Genomic DNA, 20,526 nt, shown 5'->3' on the forward strand with positions numbered 1-20,526 from the left:
GCGCTCACGGGCGGCCCCCCTTGCCGAATTCATCCACCTGGATGTGCGGGGCGTCCGGCATCGGGCCAGTGCGCCAGGCGCGCAGCTGGTAGACGTAGGACAGGACCTGGGCGACGGCCGAATACAGTCTCACGGGGATTTCCTTTCCGAGTTGGCCTTCCCGATACAAGGCGCGTGCCAAAGGCGGGGCGGAGACGATCGCGACCTTGTTGCCGTCGGCGACCTCACGGATGCGCAGGGCGGTTTCGTCCACGCCCAGGGCGACCACGGTGGGAGCATTCATGGTCCCACCCTCGTACTTCAGGGCCACCGCGTAGTGCGTCGGGTTGACCACCACCACGTCGGCGGTGGGTACCGCTTCCATCATCCGACGGTTGGCCATCTGCTGCTGCAGCTGGCGGATGCGGCCCTTCACCTCGGGGCTGCCCTCGCTCTCCTTCATTTCCCGGCGCAGCTCTTCACGGGTCATCTTCAGTTTGCGCATCCAGTTCCAGCGCTGGTACGGCGCATCGATGGCGGCCAGCACCAGCATCGCGCCGGCGGTGGCCAGCAGCAGGCGCAGGGTGAAGCCCAGGCCATCGGTGATGGCGGTCTCCAGCGGGTGGTGGATCAGCCCGCGCAGGGTGTCGAAGCCGGTCCAGACCACCAGTCCGGCGGCGACGCCGACGAAGGCCACGCGCAGCAGCGATTTGGTGAACTCGGCAATCGCCTCCGGGCCGTACAGGCGCTTGAGCCCGCTCATCGGGTTCATGCGGTTGATGTCGGGCAGCAACGCCTTCTGCGACCAGCGCAGGCCGCCCATCACCAACGGGGCGACGAAGCTGGCCAGCAGGCAGACCAGCACCAGCGGTGCGATCACCAGCATGAACTGCAGCAGCAGGTCGCCGAAGTGGCCGAACAGTTCCTTCGGGTTCTGTCGCAGGCTCTGTTCCGGGCTGAGCGCCTGCTTCATCCAGGCACTGGCGCCACGGCCGATCGAGCCGCTCATGGCCATCACCGCCAGCACGCCGGCGCCGAACACGGCGGCGGTGCCGAGTTCGCGCGAGCGCGGCAGGTTGCCTTGTTCACGGGCGTCGCGCAGGCGTTTTTCGGTAGGTTGTTCGGTCTTTTCGCCGGCGGATTCGTTCTCGGACATCACAGGCACTGCGGCAGGGGATGCCGGGGTGCGTGCAAGAAGTGTTCCGTGATGGGCCGTTGCCTATCCACGCATGGCGTGGCTCTACTGGGGGGTGTCGCTGGTGGGGTGCAGGGGAATCGTCAGAACACTGTCGCTGTGCCAATCCACCTGCAGCGGGGCGCCCGCATCGGCGGCCGATTCATCGCTGACATCGCGCCCGGTGCCGTGGTTCACCTGGTGCATCGCGTCCTTCAGCACATCCACCTTCACCAGCAGGCGGCTGCCTGCAGCCAGGCGGCGGGCGACCATGCGCGTGCGATCGAAGGGCAGGTGGGTCCATTGGCCGGGCTGCAGCAACTGGCGCGTGCTCGGGTCACGCACGTGGCTGGCCCGGCCCATGTAATAGGACAGCTGCATCCGGCGTCCATCGGCGAGCAGCTCGTACACGGTGACGGTGAAGTCGAAGTCGCGCTTGTTGATCCGTACCTTCAGGTCGCCGGAGAAGCTGCCCACCAGATCCATCGGACCGGCAAAGGGATCGGTGGCAAAGGACAGCGCGGTATCCCTTTCGTCCTGCGCCGCGATGATCGGGAACGGGTAGTAGCCATGCCGCATTTCGTTGCGGTCGCCCAGGTCCACGGTCTGCCCCAGCTGGCCCGGCGCTGGCGGCTGTTCCTGCAGGCGGTGGTAGCCATCGGCGGAAGCGGGTGCGGCCGACAGGTGGTAGCGGCGATGGGCACCTGCGGCGGCGTCCAGTGTTGCCGCATGCCCCCAGCGATTGGCGCCCATCAGCTGGTAGTTCACGCGGTCGGGCACCAGCGCCGGGCGAGGGGCGCCGCGCAGCACATGGTCCAGCCACTGGAAGGTCAGTGCGGGCGTGTCGAACTGCGCGACGGCGTCCAGGTCGTATCCACGCAGCTGCATCGGCTTGAGCGCCGACTGCGCACCGCGATGGTCATAGGGGCCGATCAGCAGGGAGTGATCGGCATCGGGGCGGTGCCGCAGGTGGTCCTTGAAGTACTGCAGTGCCGAGATCTGGCCGTCGTCGTAGTAGCCGGTGATGGTCAGCACCGGGATGCGGATATCGTTGAACTGATCGCCATAGGGGACCATCGCCTGCCAGTAGGCGTCGTACGTCGGGTGATCGAGCCAGCGCTGCAGCCAGGGGTTGGGCGTGCCGTCGATCTGGTCGATCTGCCGGTAAGGGCGGCCGGAGGCATACCAGCGGCGGGGCAGCTGTGACCAGCGTTCGTTCTGGTTGTAGGTGTCGTTGTCCAGCATCGGGCCATTGGCCACATAGAACGCCCAACCGTAGTTGGCACTCAGGAACACGTTGTTCTCCATCGGAAGGCCCTGGCCGGGGATGGCGGCAACGTAGGGCACGATGGTCTTCAATGCGGGATGGTGATGGCGCGCCGCCGCCCAGGCAGTAAAGCCCTCGTAGCTGCCGCCATACATAGCCACCCGGCCATCGCTCCATGGCTGGCGGCTGATCCAGTCGATGGCCGCGTTGGCGTCCGCGCCGTCATGCTCGTAGGGGGCGATGGTGCCGCTGCCCTGGCCCTTGCCGCGCGCATCGACCACGATGCCGGCGTAGCCATGCGCGGCGGCCAGCAGCATCTTCTGCCGGTTCTTGGGTGGATCGGTGTAGATGGTGAACAGCATGGCCGCAGGCAGGGGCACCGATGCGGCGCGAGGGCGGGCCAGCTGCGCCGACAGCACGACGCCATCGCCAACGGGGATGCGCAATGCGTCGTCTATGGCGAAGCGGCGCTGCTCTTCCGCCGCGACCAGCGGAGGGGCCAGGGCAGCGGCCAGGGTCTGCGCACGCAGTACTGCCCGCAGACGCAGCAGTTCCAAAGCGACAGCCTCGGCAATGGTCGTCGCCCCCGCCTGTGCCGCGACGGCCTGCTCCAGCTGGGCGCGCACCGGGGCTGGCTCAACCGAGAGTGCGGCACCGGCCTGCACCGCGGCAACGTCGTCGAGGGCGGCGAAGGTGGCGTGGAAGGCGCGCGCATACTCCGCTGCGTCCTGCTCGCCGGCGGTGACGAGCAGCAGCATCGGCAGCCAGCGCAGCATCGCCGCGGTGTCGCCGTCGCTTGCAAGCGATGCGCGTGCCTGCTGGATCGATCGCCGCGCTTCGGCCGTCTGGCCCATCGCCACCAACGCGTGGCCGCGCTGTGCATCGGTCAGGCTGGGCGACTTCAGCACGCCCTGGCCAAGGGCCTGCAGGGCAGCGTCGACCTGGGCCGGGGAAGCATCGGCTGGCAATGACCACGGCAGATCAGCGGCAGCAGCGTGGCCAACAGCAAGGGCCAGCAACAGGCCAGCAAGAGTGGTGCGTAGGGCCACGGGCGCTTCCTTGGATGAGGGTGGAACGGCCCATCCACGCATGGCGTGGATCTACCGAAGGCCAACCAATGGTAGCGCCGGGCCGTGTCCGGCGGGAGCCGAGCGCAGGCTCGGCGCTACAGGGGCGCGTTGTCACTGGGCGGCGGGCTCTGCGCCAGTTCGACCCGCGGCCGGGGCAGGTCGTGCAGCTGCATGAAGCGCGCCGCATCGACCGGCCGTCCCAGCAGGTAGCCCTGCAGGTAGTCGCAGCCCAGGCGCTCCAGGTAGGCGCGCTGGGCGGCGGTCTCCACGCCCTCGGCGACGATGTCCATGTCCAGCGCGTGGCCCAGCGCCACGATCGCCGAGACGATCACCACGTCCTCTGCACTGTGTTCCAGGTCGCGCACGAACGCATGGTCGATCTTGATCTCGGTGGCTGGCAGCCGCTTCAGGTACAGCAGGCTGGAATAGCCGGTGCCGAAGTCATCGATGGAGATGCCTACGCCCAGCGCCGACAGCGCCTGCAGCAGGCGCAGGCTGGTGTCGGTATCGCGCATCACCGTGCTTTCGGTGATTTCCAGCACCAGGTGGCGCGGGGCGATGTTGTGGCGTTCGATCACCGCGCGCACATCCTGCAGCAGGTGCGGCGAACTGAACTGCACCGGCGACAGGTTCACCGACATCGACCAGCCTTCGTGACCGGCATCGTGCCAGCGCCGCAGCTGCAGGCAGGCCTGGTCCAGCGCCCAGCGCCCGATCTCGTTGATCGCGCCGCTGCGCTCGGCCAGGCGGATGAACCGATCGGGCGGAATCAGGCCATGCTCCGGATGGTGCCAGCGGATCAACGCTTCGGCACCGGCCACCTTCTGCGTGGCCACGCGGATCTTGGGCTGGTAGTGCAGGAACAGCTGCTCGCTGCCGATGGCGCGGCGCAGGTCGGCCAGCAGCCGGAACTGTTGTTCGGCGCTGTCATTCATCCAGTCGGCGAACAGCACGAAGGCGTTGCGCCCGGATTCCTTGGCCTGGTACATCGCCGCGTCGGCAAAGGCCATCAGCTGCCGCTCGCTGGCGGCGTGGTCGGGGCAGATCGCCACGCCGATGCTGGCGGTTACCTGCAGTTCGTTGTCCGGCAGCAACGGCCCACTGCCGACCGCCTGCAGGATGCGCCGGGCGAGGGTTGGCAGATCCTCATCGTGCTCGATGCGCACCACCAGCACGAACTCATCGCCGCCCAGGCGCGCCAGCATGTCATGGGGGCGCAGCAGCTGGCGGGTGCGCTCGGCCACCGCCACCAGCAGTGCGTCACCCGCCTGGTGGCCATAGGCGTCGTTGACCTGCTTGAAACCGTCCAGGTCCATGAACATCACCGCGAAGCGGCTGCCGCCCTGTTCGGCCTCGGCCAGTGCCTGCACGATGCGGCGCTGCAACAGCAGGCGGTTGGGCAGGCGGGTGAGCGGATCATGCAACGCGGCCTGGGTCAGTTCCTGCTGCGCATCGGTCAACGAAGTGCTCAGCATGGAATTGCGCAGCCGCAGCAGCTGCGCCTCCACCCGCTGGTCCAGCCAGGACACCACCAGCACCACCGCGAGGATCGCGACCGTCAGCACCACTACGAGCATCGCCAGCCACTCGTTCTGCAGGCCATCGCCGACCGCCGCGCCGCAGATGCTGCCTTCCGGAAAGCGTGCGGCGGCCATGCCGGTGTAGTGCATGCCAACGATGGCCAGCCCGAGCAGGCCAGCGGCTGCCAGCCGGTCGCCGACACGGGTGCGCTGCGCGCGCAGGCGGAATGCCACATACAACGCAGTCCATGAGGCGGCGACCGCCACGATCAGCGAGAACAGCAGCCAGCCCGGGTCATAGTCGATGCCGGGTTGCATGCGCATCGCCGCCATGCCGACGTAGTGCATGCCGGCAATACCGGTACCCATCAGCAATGCCCCGCCGGCCAGGCGTGGGTGCGGCAGGGTGCGCAGCGAAACCAGCCACAGCGCGAACACCGATGAGGCGATGGCCAGGGCCAGGGAGAGCAGGGTGATCGGCAGGTCGTAACCGAGCGGAATGGGCAGGTCGAAGGCGAGCATGCCGATGAAGTGCATCGACCAGATGCCCAGGCCCATGGCGAAGCCACCACCGAGGCGCCACCACCAGGCCGCGCCCTTGCCGGGTGCGGTGACCGTGCGCCCGGCCATCGCCAGCGCGGTGTATGACGCCATCACGGCAACCAGCAACGAGATCGCCACCAGCCACGGGTTGTACGTGCCTACCAGCATTCGTCAGTCTCCCGGACCTGCCTGTCGACGGAAACCACGGTGGGGCATGCATGAGGCAGGCCGACGCAGGGCGGCGGCCACGTGCGGCATCCCCCCGGTTGCCGCGCATTCACTCTAGCGCGCAGACCCGGGGGAAGGGCAAGCAGTAAAACGTGATGATCGGGTCAGTGTGTGACCGCGTCCGCAGCCTGGAAGGCGGCATCGAACAGGCGCTGTACCGGCGGGCCCATTTCCCCGGCCAGCAGGGCCAGCAGGAACAGGCCCAGCAGCAGTGAGACCGGCAGGCCCAGCTGGATCGGATTCAGTGCCGGGGCTGCACGCGCCAGCACGCCGAAGGCCAGGTTCACCGCCAGCATCGCCACGGTCAGTGGAATGGCCAGGGTCAGTGCGCCGCGCAGCACGGTCAGCAGGAAGGTCGGAGCGATGCTGAAGAAGGCGTGCGGGTCCGGCAGCGGCGCGCCGATCGGCAGCGCCCGGTAGCTGTCCACCACCAGCGAGATCAGCGCCAGATGGCCGTTGGCGGTGAAGAACAGCAGGCCGAACAGCAGGTAGAACCACTGCCCGATCACGCCGGAGGTGCCGCCACGAAGCGGGTCGCTCATCTGCGCAAAGGCCAGGCCGGTGCCCTGGGCGATCAGTTCGCCGGCCATCGCGCCGGCCTCGAACACCAGCCGCAGCAGGAAGCCGATGGACACGCCGATGGCCAGCTCGCGGGCGATGGTCAGTACGGTGGCAGCATCGAAGCCGGTCCAGTCCGGAACCGGCGGCAGCAGCGGTGCCAACGCGATGGCAAGGGTACCGGCCAGGATCACGCGGATCCGTGCCGGCACCGCGCGGGTGCCGACCATGGGCATGGCCATGGCCACCGCGCCGATGCGCAGCATGGTCCACAGCACGGTGCCGATCATGCCGAAGGCCTGCAGGCCGTCGGCAGCCATCTGGGTGGCGGCGTCCATCGAGGCGCGTGTCCTAGCCGATCAGGTGTGGAATGCGCTGGAACAGCAGCGTGGTGAATTCAACCAGGTGGCCGATCAGGAGGCTGCCGAGCGCGAACAGCACCGCGGTCAGTGCCGCCGCCTTGGCAACGAAGGCGATGGTCGGTTCGTTGAGCTGGGTCGCGGCCTGCACCACGCCCACCACAACGCCCACCACCAGCACGGTGAGCAGCAGCGGGCCGGCCACCCACAACACGGTGATCAGGCCGCCACGCAGTTCGGTCAAGGCAAGTTCGGGAGACATTCGGGGTCCATCTGCTTGTGTGGAGTCGAGCCGCGCTCGACTGTGCTTCTGTAGAGCCGAGCCATGCCCGACTGCCTCTCAATCACGCCGGATTGAAGCTCGCCGCCAACGTACCCACGGTCAGCACCCAGCCATCCACCAGCACGAACAGCAGGATCTTGAACGGTGCCGACACCAGCATCGGCGACAGCATCATCATGCCCATCGACATCAGCACGCTGGCCACGACCAGGTCGATGATCACGAACGGGATGAAGATCAGGAAGCCGATTTCGAAGGCGGTCTTCAGTTCGCTGGTGACGAACGATGCGACCAGTACCGGGAACGGGATCGCGTCGGGGCTGGCGTAGGTGCCGTGCCCGGCGATGCCGGCGAAGGTCATCAGGTCGGTCTCCCGGATCTGCGCCAGCATGAAGCCGCGCAACGGCGTGGTGGTCAGCGTCCAGGCGGTCTGGAAGTCGATCTCGCCATTGAGGTACGGCGCCATGCCGGTGCTCCAGGCCTTGTCCCAGGTCGGCATCATCACCATCGCGGTGAGGAACAGGGCCAGGCCCAGCAGCACCTGGTTGGACGGGGTCTGCCCGGTACCCAGCGCCTGGCGCAGCAGGCCCAGCACGATGATGATGCGGGTGAACGAGGTCAGCACCAGCAACATCGACGGGATCAGGGTGATCGCCGTCATCAGCAGCAGGGTCTGCAGCGGCAGGCTGACCGGCGCACCTCCGATCTTGCCGACGTTGATGTCCGGCAGTGGCGTGGTCGGTGCGCCGGGTGCAGCGAAGGCCAGTGCCGGCAACAGGCACAGGGCGAGCATCAGCAGCCACGGCATCAGGGTGGCAGGACGGGTACGGGCGACACGCATGTCAGGGGTCCTTGCGCAGCCGCTGCTGCAGCAGCTGGGCGAAATTCGGAAGATTCTTGAAGTCCGGCACGCGCACGGGCGCGGGCGGCGGCAGCGGTTCGGGCAGGGTGTGCAGGGTGTTGATGCCGCCGGCGGTGACGCCCAGCAGCAGCTGCTGGCCGTTGACCTCGACCACCACCACGCGCTCCTTGGCACCGACACTCAGGCTGGCCACCACCTTCATGCCTTCGGCCGGGCGGAAACCACTGCCGGGCAGGCGCTTGAGCAGCCAGCCGAGGCCGATGACCAGCGCCAGCACTGCCAGCAGCGCCAGCACCGCGCCGAACAGGCTCGGTGCGGCGGCTGCGTGCTGGCCGATCTGCGGGCCGGCCGGAGCGGCGGTCTTGCCGACCGCCAGCAGGGTGGAGGCCAGCAGGCTCAACGCAGTCTCCGGATCCGCTCGCTCGGGCTGACCACATCGGTCAGGCGCACGCCGAAGCGGTCATTGATCACCACCACTTCGCCATGGGCGATCAGGGTGCCGTTGACGAACACATCCAGCGACTCGCCGGCACCACGTTCCAGTTCCACCACCGAACCCTGGTTGAGCTGCAGCAGGTTGCGGATCGGCAGGCGCGCGCGACCGACTTCCAGCGACAGCGTCACCGGTACGTCGAGGATCACGTCCAGGTTCAGGTCCGGGCCGTTCGCCTCATCGGCCTGCAGGCTGCTGAACTGGGCCGGAGTGGGTTCGAGGGCGTCGATATCGTTCATTGCGGGTCTTCCTGGATGACGGGTACGCGCGGGCGGGTGCCCGGCGGATGGGTAGCGGTGATCTTCACGGCGTTCATGCCGTTGGCGATGCCGAACTCGCCGGTGAACACCGGGATGTTCTCCACGCACACCGGCACCTGCGGGCTCAGCTCGATCGGCAGGATGTCGCCGACCTTCAGCTGGGTCAGGTCACGCAGGGTCATGCGCTTGCTGGCCAGTACGCTGGACAGGGTGACTTCGGCGATGTTGAGCTGTTCACGCAGGGTCTTGCCCCAGCTCTCGTCGCGGTCGTTGCGGTCGCTCTGGATGCCGGCGTCGAGCAGCTCGCGGATCGGCTCCAGCATCGAATACGGCAGGGTGACGTGGATGTCGCCACCGCCGCCATCGAGTTCGACGTGCAGGCGGCACACCACGACGTATTCGCGTGGCGTCACGATGTTGGCGAAGTGCGGGTTGATCTCCGAGTTGATGTACTCGAAGTCGACGTCCATCACCGGTGCCCAGGCCTCGCGCAGGTCGGCGAAGGTCTGCTTCAGCAGCAGGTGGATCACCCGCATTTCGGTGGCGGTGAACTCGCGGCCTTCGATGCGGGTGGGGTAGCGCCCGTCGCCACCGAAGAAGTTGTCGACGATGGCGAACACCAGGGTCGGCTCGAACACGATCAGGCCGGTACCGCGCAGCGGCTTGAAGCGGATCAGGTTCAGGTTGGTCGGCACATACAGCGAGTGCATGTAGTCGTTGAACTTGATCAGCTCGATGCCGCGCACCGACAGCTCGGCCGAGCGACGGATCAGGTTGAACAGGCCGATCCGCCACAGGCGCGCGAAACGCTCGTGGACCATTTCCAGGGTTGGCATGCGACCGCGGATGATGCGGTCCTGGCTGGCGAAGTCGTACGAGCGCGCTTCGCCTGACGGCGGTTCCGGATCGGTTTCGACCGCGCCACTGTCCACGCCGTGGAGCAGGGCATCGATCTCGTCCTGGGACAACAGATCATTCATCGGTGGGCCCTTACTGGGTCACGAAGCTGGTGAACAGCAGGTCGTCGGCACCATTGCTGCCGGTCTCGGCCTTGAGCACTTTCTGCACTTCGGCCAGCGACGCAGCCTGCAGCTTCTGCTTGCCGGCGACATCGGCGATCTGGTCCGGGCTGACCTGCGAGAACAGCATCAGCAGGCGTGCGCGGATGGCGGGTGCATGGGTCTTGATCGCTTCCAGCGCGGACGGGTCGCGGGTCATCAGCTGCACTTCCAGCTGCAGGTAGCGCGGGCCATCGACCGGGCCGTTGAGGTTGACCACGAAGGCCGGGTCCAGCGCGAAATACTGGGCCGGTGCCGGGGTCGCGGTCTTCTTCGGGGCCTGCGCGGCCTTGTCTTCGTGCATGGACTGGGTGAAGAACCAGACGCCGCCACCGGCGGCAGCGGCGGCCAGTACGGCCACCAGCGCGGTGATCAGGATCGGACTACGCGGCTTGGCGGCCTTGTCCTTCTCGGCTGTCTTCTTGGTTTTGTCAGCGGCTGCGGCCACGGGGTGAAGCTCCTGAGGGTTGCTTCACCGGGATATGCAAGGGGTGTGCCGAAGGCGGGGCAGAGGGGTGCGACGGAATTCCGTCGGGGGGCGGTGGGGCCGTGCGGAGCAAGCTCCGCACCCACCAACGCGATACTGGCCGGTGCGGCTCCATTGCCCCGGTGTCCTGATAGGCGCCAACCGCCCCGCCCTGGTGGGTGCCAACCTTGGTTGGCACGCCAGTCAGGCGTAGGCGTCCAGCAACCCGCGCTGGCGGATCAGCTGCGCGGACGACACGTTGGTGTCGCCGGGCGACGGTTCTCCGTCACCGGCGGTCCCACCGTTGCCAGATGCTCCCGACGCATTGCCGTCGCCCCCCGGGGCCTGGTGGCCAACATCAGCGTGTGCCAGCTGGAAGCCCTGTTCGCCCAGCAGCTCGCGCAGGCGCGGCAGGCTGCTTTCCAGCGCCTGCCGCACATCCACGTGCGGGCTGCTGAAGCTGGCATGCACCTTGTCGCCGTTCAACTGCAGGCGAACATCCACCGGGCCCATGTCGTCCGGGCTCAGGCGGATATGGGCGTGGCCGATTTTCTGGTCGGCCAGCCAGCCCAGGCGTGCGCCGATGGCCTGGTCGAAGCCGTCGTCACCCAGCACCGGCTTCGGTGTGGGTTCGCCATTGAAGATCGCGTTGCCGGTGGCGAGCGCCGCCTTCATGTCCTGTACGGCGGCCCCCGCCGGTGCATGCAGCAGTGGTGCACTGGTGCGGTCGCCAACGGCGGCCACGTCACTGCCTTCGCCGCGCTCGCTGCGCTTGCCGGGCAGGATCATCTCCGGCAGTGGCAGCGCGCTGGCATCGTCCGCGCTGGTCGCCGCCGGTTTGCCGTCGGCCGTCGCTGCGGTGGCCGCTGCTGGCGCGGTTGCAGGCAGTGCCGGGTTCGCGGCAGGGGCAACTGGCAGTGCGCTGCCGTCGCTGGCCTGCGACGGTGCAGCGGTGGTCGGCAGGGCAGCGGCCGGATCCACGGGCGTCGGCATCGCCAGCACCAGGCCGGCCAGACCGAGCGGCGGCCAAGGGGCGTCTTCGGTCGCGGCGGGCTTGTCCTTATCGGTAGCGGGTGCAGCCGGGGTCACGGCAACGGGCGCTGGCGGCGGCGCTTCAGCGGTTACCGCTTCGGCGTCGCTGCGTTCGCCTGGTGCCTGGCCACTGCTGTCTGTGGTCGACGGCTGGCTCGACGTGGATGGCGACGGCGTGGTGGCGCTGCCGGCAGGGGCGGGTGCAGAGGGCGCGCCGTCCTGCAGCAGCTGGCTGAAGTCCTTTCCGCCTTCGCTGCGCGGGGCGCGCGCCGCACTGTTGCTGGTGGCCGGCGTGGCAGGGTTGGCACTGCCGGCGAGTGGGGAGGGCATCACGAGCGACCTCCCTGCTCGGTGCCGTCCTGGTCTTCGGCCTGGACCAGGCGCGCGCGGCGCGCACCGATATCGTCCATCTCGCGCTGGTCGCGGCGGTCGGTCACCACTTTTTCCTGCGCGCGGTAGCTGGCGGCAAGCTGTTCCAGCACGGCCTTGTCACGGCTGGCCAGGATCAGCCGGGCGCGCTCGGCTTCCACCTTTTCGCGGTTGCCATTGACCGTGGCCTGCTGCTGTTCGACGGCACTGTCCAACCGGTCGAGGAAAGCGCGTCGGTTCAGCAGCTGCGCCGGGCTGGTGGCGGCCATCTGAGCGTTGGCGTACTCCTCGGCGTAGCGGCGCAGTTCGTCCAGTCGCGATAGATGGGTATCGAGCACGCGCTGGCGTTCGGCAAGGTCGCGGGCAACCGCGTCCTCGTGTTCCTGGGCCCGCTTGAGCAGGGGATCAATGCGCTTGGACTGGTTCATGGCTTAACTCTCTTGTTCCACCAGGCGCTGCAGCGCCGCCTGGCTGTGCGGGAGATCTGCGGCCTTGGCAACGTCCTGGCCGAGGAACTCCACGATTTCCGGCCAGCGTTCCAGGGCTTCGTCGGTGGCCGCGTCATTGCCGCGCTGGTAGGCACCGATGGCGATCAGGTCACGGTTGGCCGAGTAGGCCGAGACCAGTCGCTTCAATTTGCGGATGCGCAGGCGCCACGGCTCGTCGGCGATTTCCGTGACCACGCGGCTGACCGACGATTCGACGTCGATGGCCGGGTACAGGCCGCTGTCGGCCACGCGCCGCGAGAGCAGGATGTGGCCGTCGAGGATCGCGCGCGCCGCATCGGCGATCGGGTCCTGCGGATCATCGCCCTCGGTCAGCACCGTGTAGAACGCAGTGATCGAGCCACGGCCCTTGGCGCCATTGCCGGCGCGTTCGACCAGTGCCGGCAGCTTGGCGAACACCGACGGCGGGTAGCCGCGGGTGGTCGGCGGCTCGCCCACCGACAGGCCGATCTCGCGCTGCGCCTGGGCAAAGCGGGTCAGCGAGTCCATCAGCAGCAGCACGTTCAGTCCCTGGTCGCGGAACCATTCGGCGATGGCGGTAGCGCGGTAGGCACCGTGCAGGCGCGCCAGCGGCGGCCGGTCGGCGGGACTGGCCACTACCACGGCGCGGCGCAGGCCTTCCTCGCCCAGCGTGGTCTCGACGAAATCGCGCACTTCGCGGCCACGTTCACCGATCAGGCCGACCACGATCACGTCGGCGGCGGTGTAGCGGGTCATCATGCCCAGCAGCGTCGACTTGCCGACGCCGGAGCCGGCGAACAGGCCGACACGCTGGCCGCGGCCGATCGGCAGCAGCGCGTTGATCGCGCGCACGCCCACGTCCAGCGGCTGGGTGATCGGTTCACGCGCCAGTGGATTGATCGACACGCCGGCCATGCCGACATGGCCTTCGGCGCGGATCGGGCCCTTGCCGTCCAGCGGCACGCCATCGCTGTCGATGACGCGGCCAAGCAGGCCTTCGCCCACTTCCACGCCACCGCGGCGCGCCGATGGCACCACGCGGGCGTTGGGCAACAGGCCATGCAGCTCGGCACTGGGCATCAGGTAAGTGCGCTCGCCGGCGAAGCCGACCACTTCGGCATCGACCCAGCCGCCGTCGACCACTTCCACCTTGCAGCTGGCCCCCAGCGGCGCCTCGCAGCCGACGGCTTCCAGGGTCAGTCCGACCGCGCGGCGCAGCACGCCTTCGCGGATCAGGCCACGGCCATGGGCGGTATCCACGCGCAGTCCATCGAGGCGACGGGCCAGGCGCAGGTTGCGGGCCATGGCCCAGTCGGCCGGTGGCGGCGTCGGCTGCGGATCGGGGTTCATGCATTGGCTCCGGTCTGGCGGATCACCGCGTCCAGCGCGCCGCGCAGGCGGGCTTCCAGGGTGCCGTCGATGCGCACGGCTTCGGCGTGCACGCGAAGATCGCCGCGGCTGAGGCTGGTGTCTGGCACCAGGCGCTGTTGTGGCGGCAGGCTCAACAGCGGGGCGAGGGCGGCGATGTCGTCGGGGTGCAGTCGCACTTCGACCTCGCGGGTGCTGCCACCCACCGCGTCGATGGCCTCACCGACCAGCTGTGCCAGCAGTGCCGGGTCAGCTTCGTAGGCGCGGCCGACCAGCGCACCGGCGATGCGTACCGCCAGTTCGCCCAGTGCGCCGACCACTTCGTTCTCCAGCCGCACCAGCGGTCGGCTGAAGTTGTCGAGGATGCCTTCGATCTGCGCGGCGAGGCGACGCACTTCGGCTTGGCCCTGGCCGTAACCTTCAGCATGGCCGTGCTGGAAGCCTTCCTTCTCGGCGCTGTCCTGGATGGCCTGGATTTCCTCCAGGGTCGGCAGCTGCAGCGGCGGCTCCGGCTCGTGTTCCGGGTCCGGCTCGGTGAGTTCGAACGCGTCCTCCTGCTCCAGCACCGGTTCGGGCTGGGCCAGCAGGTCCGGGGCAAGCCAGCGCACGACGTTGCTCACAGCATGGCCTCCGCGCTGCCACCGATGGTGACGGTGCCTTCATCGGCCATGCGCTTGACGATGGCCAGGATCTCGCGCTGTGCGCCTTCCACGTCGGACAGGCGCACCGGGCCACGAGCTTCCATGTCTTCCAGCAGGATTTCGGCCGCGCGCTGCGACATGTTGCGGGTGATCTTGTCGCGCACCTTGATGTCGGCACCGCGCAGGGCCAGGCCCAGGCGCTCGCCGCTCACTTCGCGCAGCACCAGCTGCATTTCGCGGTCATCCAGGTCGACCAGATCGTCGAACACGAACATCAGGTCCTGGATGCGGTTGCTCAACGGCGCATCGATGCGGGCGATTTCTCCCAGGATCGCCTGGTCCTGGCCGCTGTCCATGAAGTTCAGGATGTTGGCCGCGCACTGCACGCCGCCGATGTTGGACGATTTCAGGTTCTGGTTGCCGGCGAACTGGCGCTCCATGATCTCGTTGAGTTCATTGAGTGCGTTAGGCGGAATGCCGTCGAGGGTGGCGATGCGCAGCAGCACGTCCACGCGGGTACGGTCCGGCAGCAGTTTCAGCGCGTCGGCGGCCTGGTCGGTTTCCAGGTGCGCCATCACGATGGCGATGATCTGCGGGTGCTCGTTGCGCACCAGGTCGGCCACCGCACGCGGGTCCATCCACTTCAGCGCGTCCAGGCCGGTGGTGTTGCGGCCGAGCAGGATGCGGTCGATCAGGTTGCCGGCCTTCTCGCTGCCCAGCGCCTGCACCAGCATGTTGCGGATGTAGTCGTCCGAGCCCACTCCCAGCGAGGTCTTCGAGCCCAGCTCCTGGCCGAACTGGTCCATCACCCGTTCCACCTGCTCGCGGGTGATGTCGGTCATGGTGGCCATGGCGATGCCGATCTTCTGCACTTCCTTGGGTTCCATGTGGCGCAGCACTTCGGCCGCATCCAGCTCACCCAGGGACAGCAGCAGCACGGCCGCGCGCTGTACGCCGGTCAGTTGTGCCTCAGTCATTGGCCACCCAGCCCTTGACCACCTGGGCCACGCGCTTGGAGTCGGTCTTCACGGCTTCACGCGCCATCCGCAGTCGTTCCTCATAAGAATCCACCGGCAGGGCCAGTGCGTCTGGTCCGGCCAGGCTGGTCCGGTCGGCGCCCAGCGCCGGCAGCGGCATGCCATCGTCATCGACCAGCTGTACGTCCGCGGTATGCGGTTCCAGTGCCGGTTCGTCGTTCTTCTTGTTCTGGCCGGTGATCGCACGCAGTGCCGGGCGCAGCACACCGAACAGCAGCGCCAGCACCACCACCGCGCCGAGCAGCATGCGGCCGGCATCGTGCACCCACGGCAGTTCCCACCAGGCCGGCCCTTCGACCGGCGTGGTATCCCGCACGAACGGGGCATTCATCACCGACACGGTATCGCCACGCTCGGCGTTGAAGCCGACGGCCTGCTTGACCAGCGCTTCGACGCGGGTCAGTTCGGCGGCCGACAGCGGCTGCGGGCTCATCTTGCCGTTGGCGCCGGCGCGCGGCACGTTGTCCACCAGCACCGCCACCGAGACGCGCTTGATGCGGCCTGCCGGCTGGCGGGTGTGCTGCAGGGTGCGGTCCAGCTCGTAGTTGCGGGTGGCGTTCTTGCTGCTTTCGGTCGGGGTCTGCGCGGTGGCCGGTGCAGCCTGCTGGCCCGGCGGGCTGTTGCTGGTGGCACCCGGCACACCCTGCGGGCCAGGGGTGCTGGTGGTGTTCTCGCTCATCTGCTCGCTGCGCAGCTTCTGCGGCTCACCGTTGTAGAGCTCGCGGGCCTCCTCGGTCACCGAGAAATCCATGTCCACGCTCACTTCCGGGTTGACGCGGCCAGGGCCGGTCATCGGTTCCAGCAGCTCGCGGATGCGCTGGTTGAACGAGGTTTCCTGGCGGCGCACCTGCTCGAACTGGGCAGCGTTGACCGCCGCTTCGCTGTTCGGGTCGGTGATGCTGAGCATGCGCCCACTCTGGTCGACCACGGTCACCCGCTCCGGCGCGAGATCCGGGATGCTGGCCGCAACCATGTGCACGATGGCATCCACCTGGCTGCGTTCCAGCTGCTGGCCACCACGCAGTTCCAGGGTGACCGAGGCACTGGCTACGTCGCGCTGGCGGGTGAAGGCGCTGGGCTTGGGAATGGCCAGGTGCACGCGCGAATCGCGCACCGGGCGCAGCGTGTTGATGGTGCGCGACAGTTCGGTTTCCAGCGCGTGCTGGTAGCGCGCGCTTTCGACGAACTGGCTGACGCCGAAGCCCGGGTCGCGTTCCATCAGCTCGAAGCCGAGCTTGCCACTGTCGGTCAGGCCGGAACCGGCCAGCTTCAGGCGGGCGTCGTGCAGGTTCTTTTCCGGCACGGTGATGCCACCGGTGGCCGGGTCGAGCGCGAACGGAATCTGCGCGGCGCGCAGCAGGTCGGTCGCTTCAGCGGTGGCCTTCTGGTCCAGGCCGGTGTACAGCGGGACCATGCCCGGCTTCTGCGACCAGAAGAACACGGACAGGCCTGCCGCCACCGCCACCGCGATCATTGCCATCAGGCCCAGCCGACGGGTGATCTGCAGGCTCTGCAGGCGGTCGAACCATTGCCCGGCCTTTTCGGCGTTCAGGCTGTCCTTGGAGAGCGTCAGTGCCATGCGTCTCTATTCCTTACAGCGGCATGTTCATCACGTCCTGGTAAGCCTGGACGAGACGGTTGCGGACTTCCACGGTGGCGCGGAAGGCGATCTGGGACTGCTGCGAGGCGACCATCACCTTGGCGAGGTCGGCGCTGGGGTCGCCCATTTCGAAGGCCTTGGCGAGGGCGCCGGATTTCTGTTGCGCATCGTTGACGCCGGCAATCGCACCACGCAGGGTTTCGGTGAAGCTGGCCGGCTGGGCCTGCGGTGCGTCCAGCACCGTGCCCGGCAGGGCGTTGCTGCGAGGCGTTTCGCCCAGCGGGTTGAGCGCCGGCTGTCCCATCTGGGTCTGATAGGAGCGGATCTGCGAAAGGATCGAAGTGACGGAGTGGGACATCTGCAACGGTTCCAGAAACAGGGATGGGGTTGTCTGCTGTAGCCAGTGCAAGTGCCGTGCCGAAACCGGTTTTCGATTCAGTGAAGTGAGGAGGTTGGATGTGCGTGCGGGGTTGCACCCCGCTCCCCGCGGTAGTGCCGGCCGCTGGCCGGCAACCTCAGCGGCAACGGCCGAAGCAACAGCAAAAGCGGGGCTACTGATGGTTGGCGGGCTGGGTCCGGTTACGGGGGACGCCGTAAATCCGTCCATGGAGGCTCGGTCGCGCCATCCATGGCGCTCACGCCCCCGCAACCGGACCCACCCCGCCTTCGACAGGTGGCCGCGATCTGTTGGAACCTGCGTCTGATGGTGCTTCTGATGGTGCTTCTGATGATGGTGGGTGCCGACCGTTGGTCGGCACGGGGTCGGATCCCGTTGCAACGCAACGGGCTCTGACTCCGGTCGTGGCGCCATTTAACCGGCGTCGGTTTTCTGGCCTACGGCTGCAGGGTCCAGCGGCCGGAATTCTGGCGCTGGAGCGGGGCAATGGGTCCGTCGTGCTGGGTGTAGATGAAGCGGCCCTGGTGGTCGCTCTGGCAGGTCAGCAGCAGGGTGTAGTGGGCGGGACCGGCCGGGTAGGCCTCGGTCATCTGGATTTCCGCGATATGCGGGGCCAGGCGTTGATAGCGGTAGCTACCGCCGATGCGGAGGTCGGTGCCGAGGATGTCCAACACGTACTGGTTGTTGTCAAAGCTGACCTGCACCATGCGCCCGGCGTTGGGGTTGTCCGGTGCGTACAGCGGGTCGCTGAGGTTGGTGAACTGGCGTTGGTCCAGAGTGGTCGGCAGGGAGCAGTTGGCGGCAGTGGCCAGGACCGGGAAGAGCAGGGCGGCGAGCAGGGTGGTGCGGTGCATGGTGGGAGCTCCTTGGGGTGTCCCTGCAATGCACCGCACTGTGGCTGCGTTGTCTCTAGGAAAACGTGCAAATGAAACGGGGTCAGCTGACCACGGTGGCCTCATCTTCGTTCCGGAATTGCGCTCCCGGCTAACCGTCGACATTGGCGTTTGAGGTGCGCTCCTTCACTTCCTGGAGCCACGCTTCGAAAAAGTCACTCGGTAGGAGATCCTCGGTATTAGTGAAATGAAGGTCATGGCTGAACTTGAGGCTTAGCTTTCCAGTAACGGCGTCGAAGTGCGCCTTTAGCTGGGTAGGAGGCTCCCGATTGTGACCTTCATGAAGCTCAATCAAGCGGTCAAAGTCGTCCAGAAGATGGTTCAGCAAGGCGAACCCACGGTCATCTGATACATCAAACTGCTGCCCATCCCGGGTGAGGGGAGAGTCGTTCAACTCGTGAATCCTGTAGATGCCACTACCTATTTCATAGAAGACGTCTGCAGAGGAAGTACCAGCTTCCGCTGCGCCGTACAGGTACACACCATCCACGCGATTCTCTCCGTACTCCAGGCAAACGCTCAGCATTGATTCCAGTATTTCCTGCATGGAGCCTTCAAAGGTCTCGCTCATGACATTCCTCGGTGGCAATCGCAACCCTTGAGGCTATTGCGTCCCGGAGCGAAGCGCATTGGGAATAGTTGCAAATCCCACAAACACCAACGCCCGGGCAAGCCCAGGCGTTCGTGCCCCCTTCATGCTGGTAGCGCGCTTCAGCCGGCCAGTTCGGCCTGCTCGCGTTCGATGCCGTACTTGCGCAGCTTTTCCACCAGGGTGGTGCGGCGCAGGCCGAGCAGCTGGGCGGCGTGGGCGACCACGCCCTGGGTGCGTTCCAGTGCTTCGTTGATCAGGCCCAGTTCGATGTTGGCCATGTGGTTGCGCAGGTCCATGCCTTCGTCGGGCAGGGCGGCCGGTGCCGCCGGGCGATTGACGGCGATGCCGTGCTCCAGCGCCGGCTGGTTGCCGCTGCCGGGCGTGTGGAACGAGAAGCTGCGCAGGTCCAGTCGCTCTTCGCTGGTGGCGGGCTGTGCCGGCGCCGGCGTAGCGACCGCGGCCAGCGCGGCATCGCCACGGTAGCGGGCCGGCAGGTCCTGTACGCGCACCGATCCACCCGGATGCAGCACGGCCAGGCGCTCGACCAGGTTGGTCAGCTCGCGCACGTTGCCCGGCCACTCGTAGCCGGCCAGTGCCTGCAGGGCTTCCGGGGTGAAGCGCACTTCGCCACGGCCGGTTCGCGCCAGCTGTGCGGCGATGGTTTCCACCAGTGCCGGCAGGTCCTCGCGACGCTCGCGCAGCGCGGGTACTTCAATCGGGAACACGTTGAGGCGGTAGAACAGATCCTCACGGAACTTGCCTTCGGCGATGCGGGTTTCCAGATCACGGTGGGTCGCGGCCACGACACGTACGTTGCAGCGGATGGTCTGGTTGCCACCGACGCGCTCGAAGCTGCGTTCCTGCAGCACGCGCAGCAGCTTCACCTGCATCGGCAGGCTCATGTCGCCAATTTCGTCCAGCAGCAGGGTGCCGCCTTCGGCCATCTCGAAGCGGCCCTTGCGCGCGGTCAATGCGCCGGTGAAGGCACCCTTTTCGTGACCGAACAGTTCGCTTTCCAGCAGGTCGGCCGGAATGGCGCCGCAGTTGATCGCCACGAACGGGCCATCACGGCGCGGCGAGCGCTGGTGGATGGCGCGCGACACCACTTCCTTGCCGGTGCCGGATTCGCCCAGCACCAGCACGGTGGTGTCGAACGCGGCGACCTGCTCGATCATGGTGCGCAGCGCGGTGACCGCCGGGCCGTTGCCGGTCGGTCCCTGCTCCTGCGCCGCACCGGCCTGGTGCTCGGCATCCAGGCGCTTGAGGCTGGCGCGGCGCAGCAGGGCTTCCATCTGCGCGTGGCGCAGCGGCGTCTCCAGCGGCCAGATGTTGGCTTCGTGCAGGCCGTGCTGCTGCGCGAAGGCTGCGGCATCACCGTCGGCCAGCAGTACCGGCGGTGGCAGGCTGCTGCCGCCCAGCCAGTTGTAGAGTGCGGTGCTGGCGGCGTTGTCGTCTAGGCTGCCGACGATCACTGCCATCCAATCGTTCTGGCGCTGCCGGCCCAGATCGAAGTCGGCCGCGTCGGAGACCCAGCGCGGGTTGAAGTCCATGAACTCCAGCAGGGCAACGGTGCGCTCTGCACGCACGGCGTCGTTGTCCAGCACAAGGATGCGCGATTCGCTCACGACTGTTCCTCCCTGAGGCCTTCCAGGATCGGCATGACTTCCTGGATGTAGGACAGCTTGCTGACGAAATTGTCGGCACCGGCACGCAGCGCGTGCTCGCGGTGCTCGGCGTCGTCGAAGTGGCTGGCGATCACGATGTACGGTGCGTCGTCCTGCGACTTGATCAGGCGGGTGGCCTGCAGGCCGCCCATCTCAGGCATTGCCAGATCCATCAATACGACCTGCGGGCGCAACGTTTCCGAACGCTCGATCGCTTCCAGGCCGTTGCCGGCGCTGCCGACGATCTGCAGCCAGTCGATCTTGCGGAAGTGGCGCATTGCCGCGTTGATGAAGCCCTCGTGGTCATCGACCAGCAGGACGGTAAGCTTGTTCATGTGCAACATCC

The 20,526-nt window shown here is 67.3% G+C and carries 21 protein-coding genes; all 21 read right to left on the reverse strand.

From position 1 onward, the window contains the following. Positions 1 to 4: 4 nt before the first annotated feature. The 21 genes from flhB to AC5P67_RS19720 all read right to left on the reverse strand — a co-directional run bounded on the left by flhB (position 5) and on the right by AC5P67_RS19720 (position 20,515). A complete protein-coding gene (gene flhB / locus AC5P67_RS19620) occupies positions 5 to 1,135 on the reverse strand; it encodes a flagellar biosynthesis protein FlhB (protein ID WP_005413251.1) in 1,131 nt (376 codons plus the stop codon). An 84-nt stretch (positions 1,136 to 1,219) separates the two neighbouring features. Continuing rightward, positions 1,220 to 3,469, reverse strand: coding sequence for a CocE/NonD family hydrolase (locus AC5P67_RS19625; RefSeq protein ID WP_495215127.1), 2,250 nt, complete (start codon positions 3,467 to 3,469; stop codon positions 1,220 to 1,222). Positions 3,470 to 3,585: 116 nt separating this feature from the next. Then, positions 3,586 to 5,721, reverse strand: a complete 2,136-nt coding sequence (locus AC5P67_RS19630; protein ID WP_024957807.1) for a putative bifunctional diguanylate cyclase/phosphodiesterase — start codon at positions 5,719 to 5,721, stop codon at positions 3,586 to 3,588. A gap of 164 nt (positions 5,722 to 5,885) precedes the next feature. Next, a complete protein-coding gene (gene fliR, locus AC5P67_RS19635) occupies positions 5,886 to 6,677 on the reverse strand; it encodes a flagellar biosynthetic protein FliR (RefSeq protein WP_005409539.1) in 792 nt (263 codons plus the stop codon). Positions 6,678 to 6,690: 13 nt separating this feature from the next. Then, entirely contained in the window at positions 6,691 to 6,960 is a 270-nt protein-coding gene (locus AC5P67_RS19640; protein WP_005413254.1) for a flagellar biosynthetic protein FliQ, read from the reverse strand. Positions 6,961 to 7,042: 82 nt separating this feature from the next. Then, positions 7,043 to 7,822 (reverse strand): flagellar type III secretion system pore protein FliP, encoded by a 780-nt coding sequence (gene fliP, locus AC5P67_RS19645; RefSeq protein WP_111173895.1) that lies wholly within the window; start codon positions 7,820 to 7,822, stop codon positions 7,043 to 7,045. A gap of 1 nt (position 7,823) precedes the next feature. Next, a complete protein-coding gene (gene fliO, locus AC5P67_RS19650) occupies positions 7,824 to 8,243 on the reverse strand; it encodes a flagellar biosynthetic protein FliO (protein ID WP_005409542.1) in 420 nt (139 codons plus the stop codon). Further along, the gene (fliN, locus tag AC5P67_RS19655) at positions 8,240 to 8,575 is read right to left on the reverse strand and encodes a flagellar motor switch protein FliN (protein WP_005409543.1); all 336 of its coding nucleotides are present in this window, start codon (positions 8,573 to 8,575) and stop codon (positions 8,240 to 8,242) included. Before fliN ends, fliO begins: the two co-directional genes overlap by 4 nt. Continuing rightward, positions 8,572 to 9,576, reverse strand: a complete 1,005-nt coding sequence (gene fliM, locus AC5P67_RS19660; protein ID WP_005409544.1) for a flagellar motor switch protein FliM — start codon at positions 9,574 to 9,576, stop codon at positions 8,572 to 8,574. Before fliM ends, fliN begins: the two co-directional genes overlap by 4 nt. A gap of 10 nt (positions 9,577 to 9,586) precedes the next feature. Then, positions 9,587 to 10,102 carry a flagellar basal body-associated FliL family protein gene (locus AC5P67_RS19665; protein ID WP_495215130.1) on the reverse strand — a complete coding sequence of 172 codons (516 nt, stop codon included), beginning with the start codon at positions 10,100 to 10,102 and terminating at the stop codon, positions 9,587 to 9,589. A 222-nt stretch (positions 10,103 to 10,324) separates the two neighbouring features. Beyond that, the gene (locus tag AC5P67_RS19670) at positions 10,325 to 11,482 is read right to left on the reverse strand and encodes a flagellar hook-length control protein FliK (RefSeq protein ID WP_495215131.1); all 1,158 of its coding nucleotides are present in this window, start codon (positions 11,480 to 11,482) and stop codon (positions 10,325 to 10,327) included. Beyond that, positions 11,482 to 11,949 carry a flagellar export protein FliJ gene (fliJ, locus tag AC5P67_RS19675; protein ID WP_005413256.1) on the reverse strand — a complete coding sequence of 156 codons (468 nt, stop codon included), beginning with the start codon at positions 11,947 to 11,949 and terminating at the stop codon, positions 11,482 to 11,484. The genes AC5P67_RS19670 and fliJ overlap by 1 nt, the downstream gene beginning before the upstream one ends. Positions 11,950 to 11,952: 3 nt before the next feature. Beyond that, positions 11,953 to 13,338, reverse strand: coding sequence for a FliI/YscN family ATPase (locus tag AC5P67_RS19680; protein ID WP_180856177.1), 1,386 nt, complete (start codon positions 13,336 to 13,338; stop codon positions 11,953 to 11,955). After that, complete coding sequence (locus tag AC5P67_RS19685; RefSeq protein WP_005409549.1) at positions 13,335 to 13,976, reverse strand: FliH/SctL family protein; 642 nt, start codon at positions 13,974 to 13,976, stop codon at positions 13,335 to 13,337. The genes AC5P67_RS19680 and AC5P67_RS19685 overlap by 4 nt, the downstream gene beginning before the upstream one ends. Continuing rightward, a complete protein-coding gene (fliG, locus tag AC5P67_RS19690) occupies positions 13,973 to 14,959 on the reverse strand; it encodes a flagellar motor switch protein FliG (protein WP_024958226.1) in 987 nt (328 codons plus the stop codon). The genes AC5P67_RS19685 and fliG overlap by 4 nt, the downstream gene beginning before the upstream one ends. A gap of 7 nt (positions 14,960 to 14,966) precedes the next feature. Continuing rightward, complete coding sequence (gene fliF, locus AC5P67_RS19695; protein WP_005409551.1) at positions 14,967 to 16,613, reverse strand: flagellar basal-body MS-ring/collar protein FliF; 1,647 nt, start codon at positions 16,611 to 16,613, stop codon at positions 14,967 to 14,969. Positions 16,614 to 16,626: 13 nt separating this feature from the next. Beyond that, positions 16,627 to 16,992, reverse strand: a complete 366-nt coding sequence (gene fliE / locus AC5P67_RS19700; RefSeq protein WP_005409552.1) for a flagellar hook-basal body complex protein FliE — start codon at positions 16,990 to 16,992, stop codon at positions 16,627 to 16,629. Between the two features lie 476 nt (positions 16,993 to 17,468). Beyond that, positions 17,469 to 17,885 carry a hypothetical protein gene (locus AC5P67_RS19705; RefSeq protein ID WP_062606968.1) on the reverse strand — a complete coding sequence of 139 codons (417 nt, stop codon included), beginning with the start codon at positions 17,883 to 17,885 and terminating at the stop codon, positions 17,469 to 17,471. Between the two features lie 130 nt (positions 17,886 to 18,015). Then, positions 18,016 to 18,495 carry a hypothetical protein gene (locus tag AC5P67_RS19710; RefSeq protein WP_062606971.1) on the reverse strand — a complete coding sequence of 160 codons (480 nt, stop codon included), beginning with the start codon at positions 18,493 to 18,495 and terminating at the stop codon, positions 18,016 to 18,018. A gap of 140 nt (positions 18,496 to 18,635) precedes the next feature. Then, positions 18,636 to 20,141, reverse strand: a complete 1,506-nt coding sequence (locus AC5P67_RS19715) for a sigma-54 dependent transcriptional regulator (RefSeq protein WP_033833133.1) — start codon at positions 20,139 to 20,141, stop codon at positions 18,636 to 18,638. Beyond that, complete coding sequence (locus tag AC5P67_RS19720) at positions 20,138 to 20,515, reverse strand: response regulator (protein WP_005409556.1); 378 nt, start codon at positions 20,513 to 20,515, stop codon at positions 20,138 to 20,140. The genes AC5P67_RS19715 and AC5P67_RS19720 overlap by 4 nt, the downstream gene beginning before the upstream one ends. Positions 20,516 to 20,526: the final 11 nt, after the last annotated feature.

It is taken from the genome of Stenotrophomonas sp. YJH_SMC_21 (assembly GCF_059369555.1).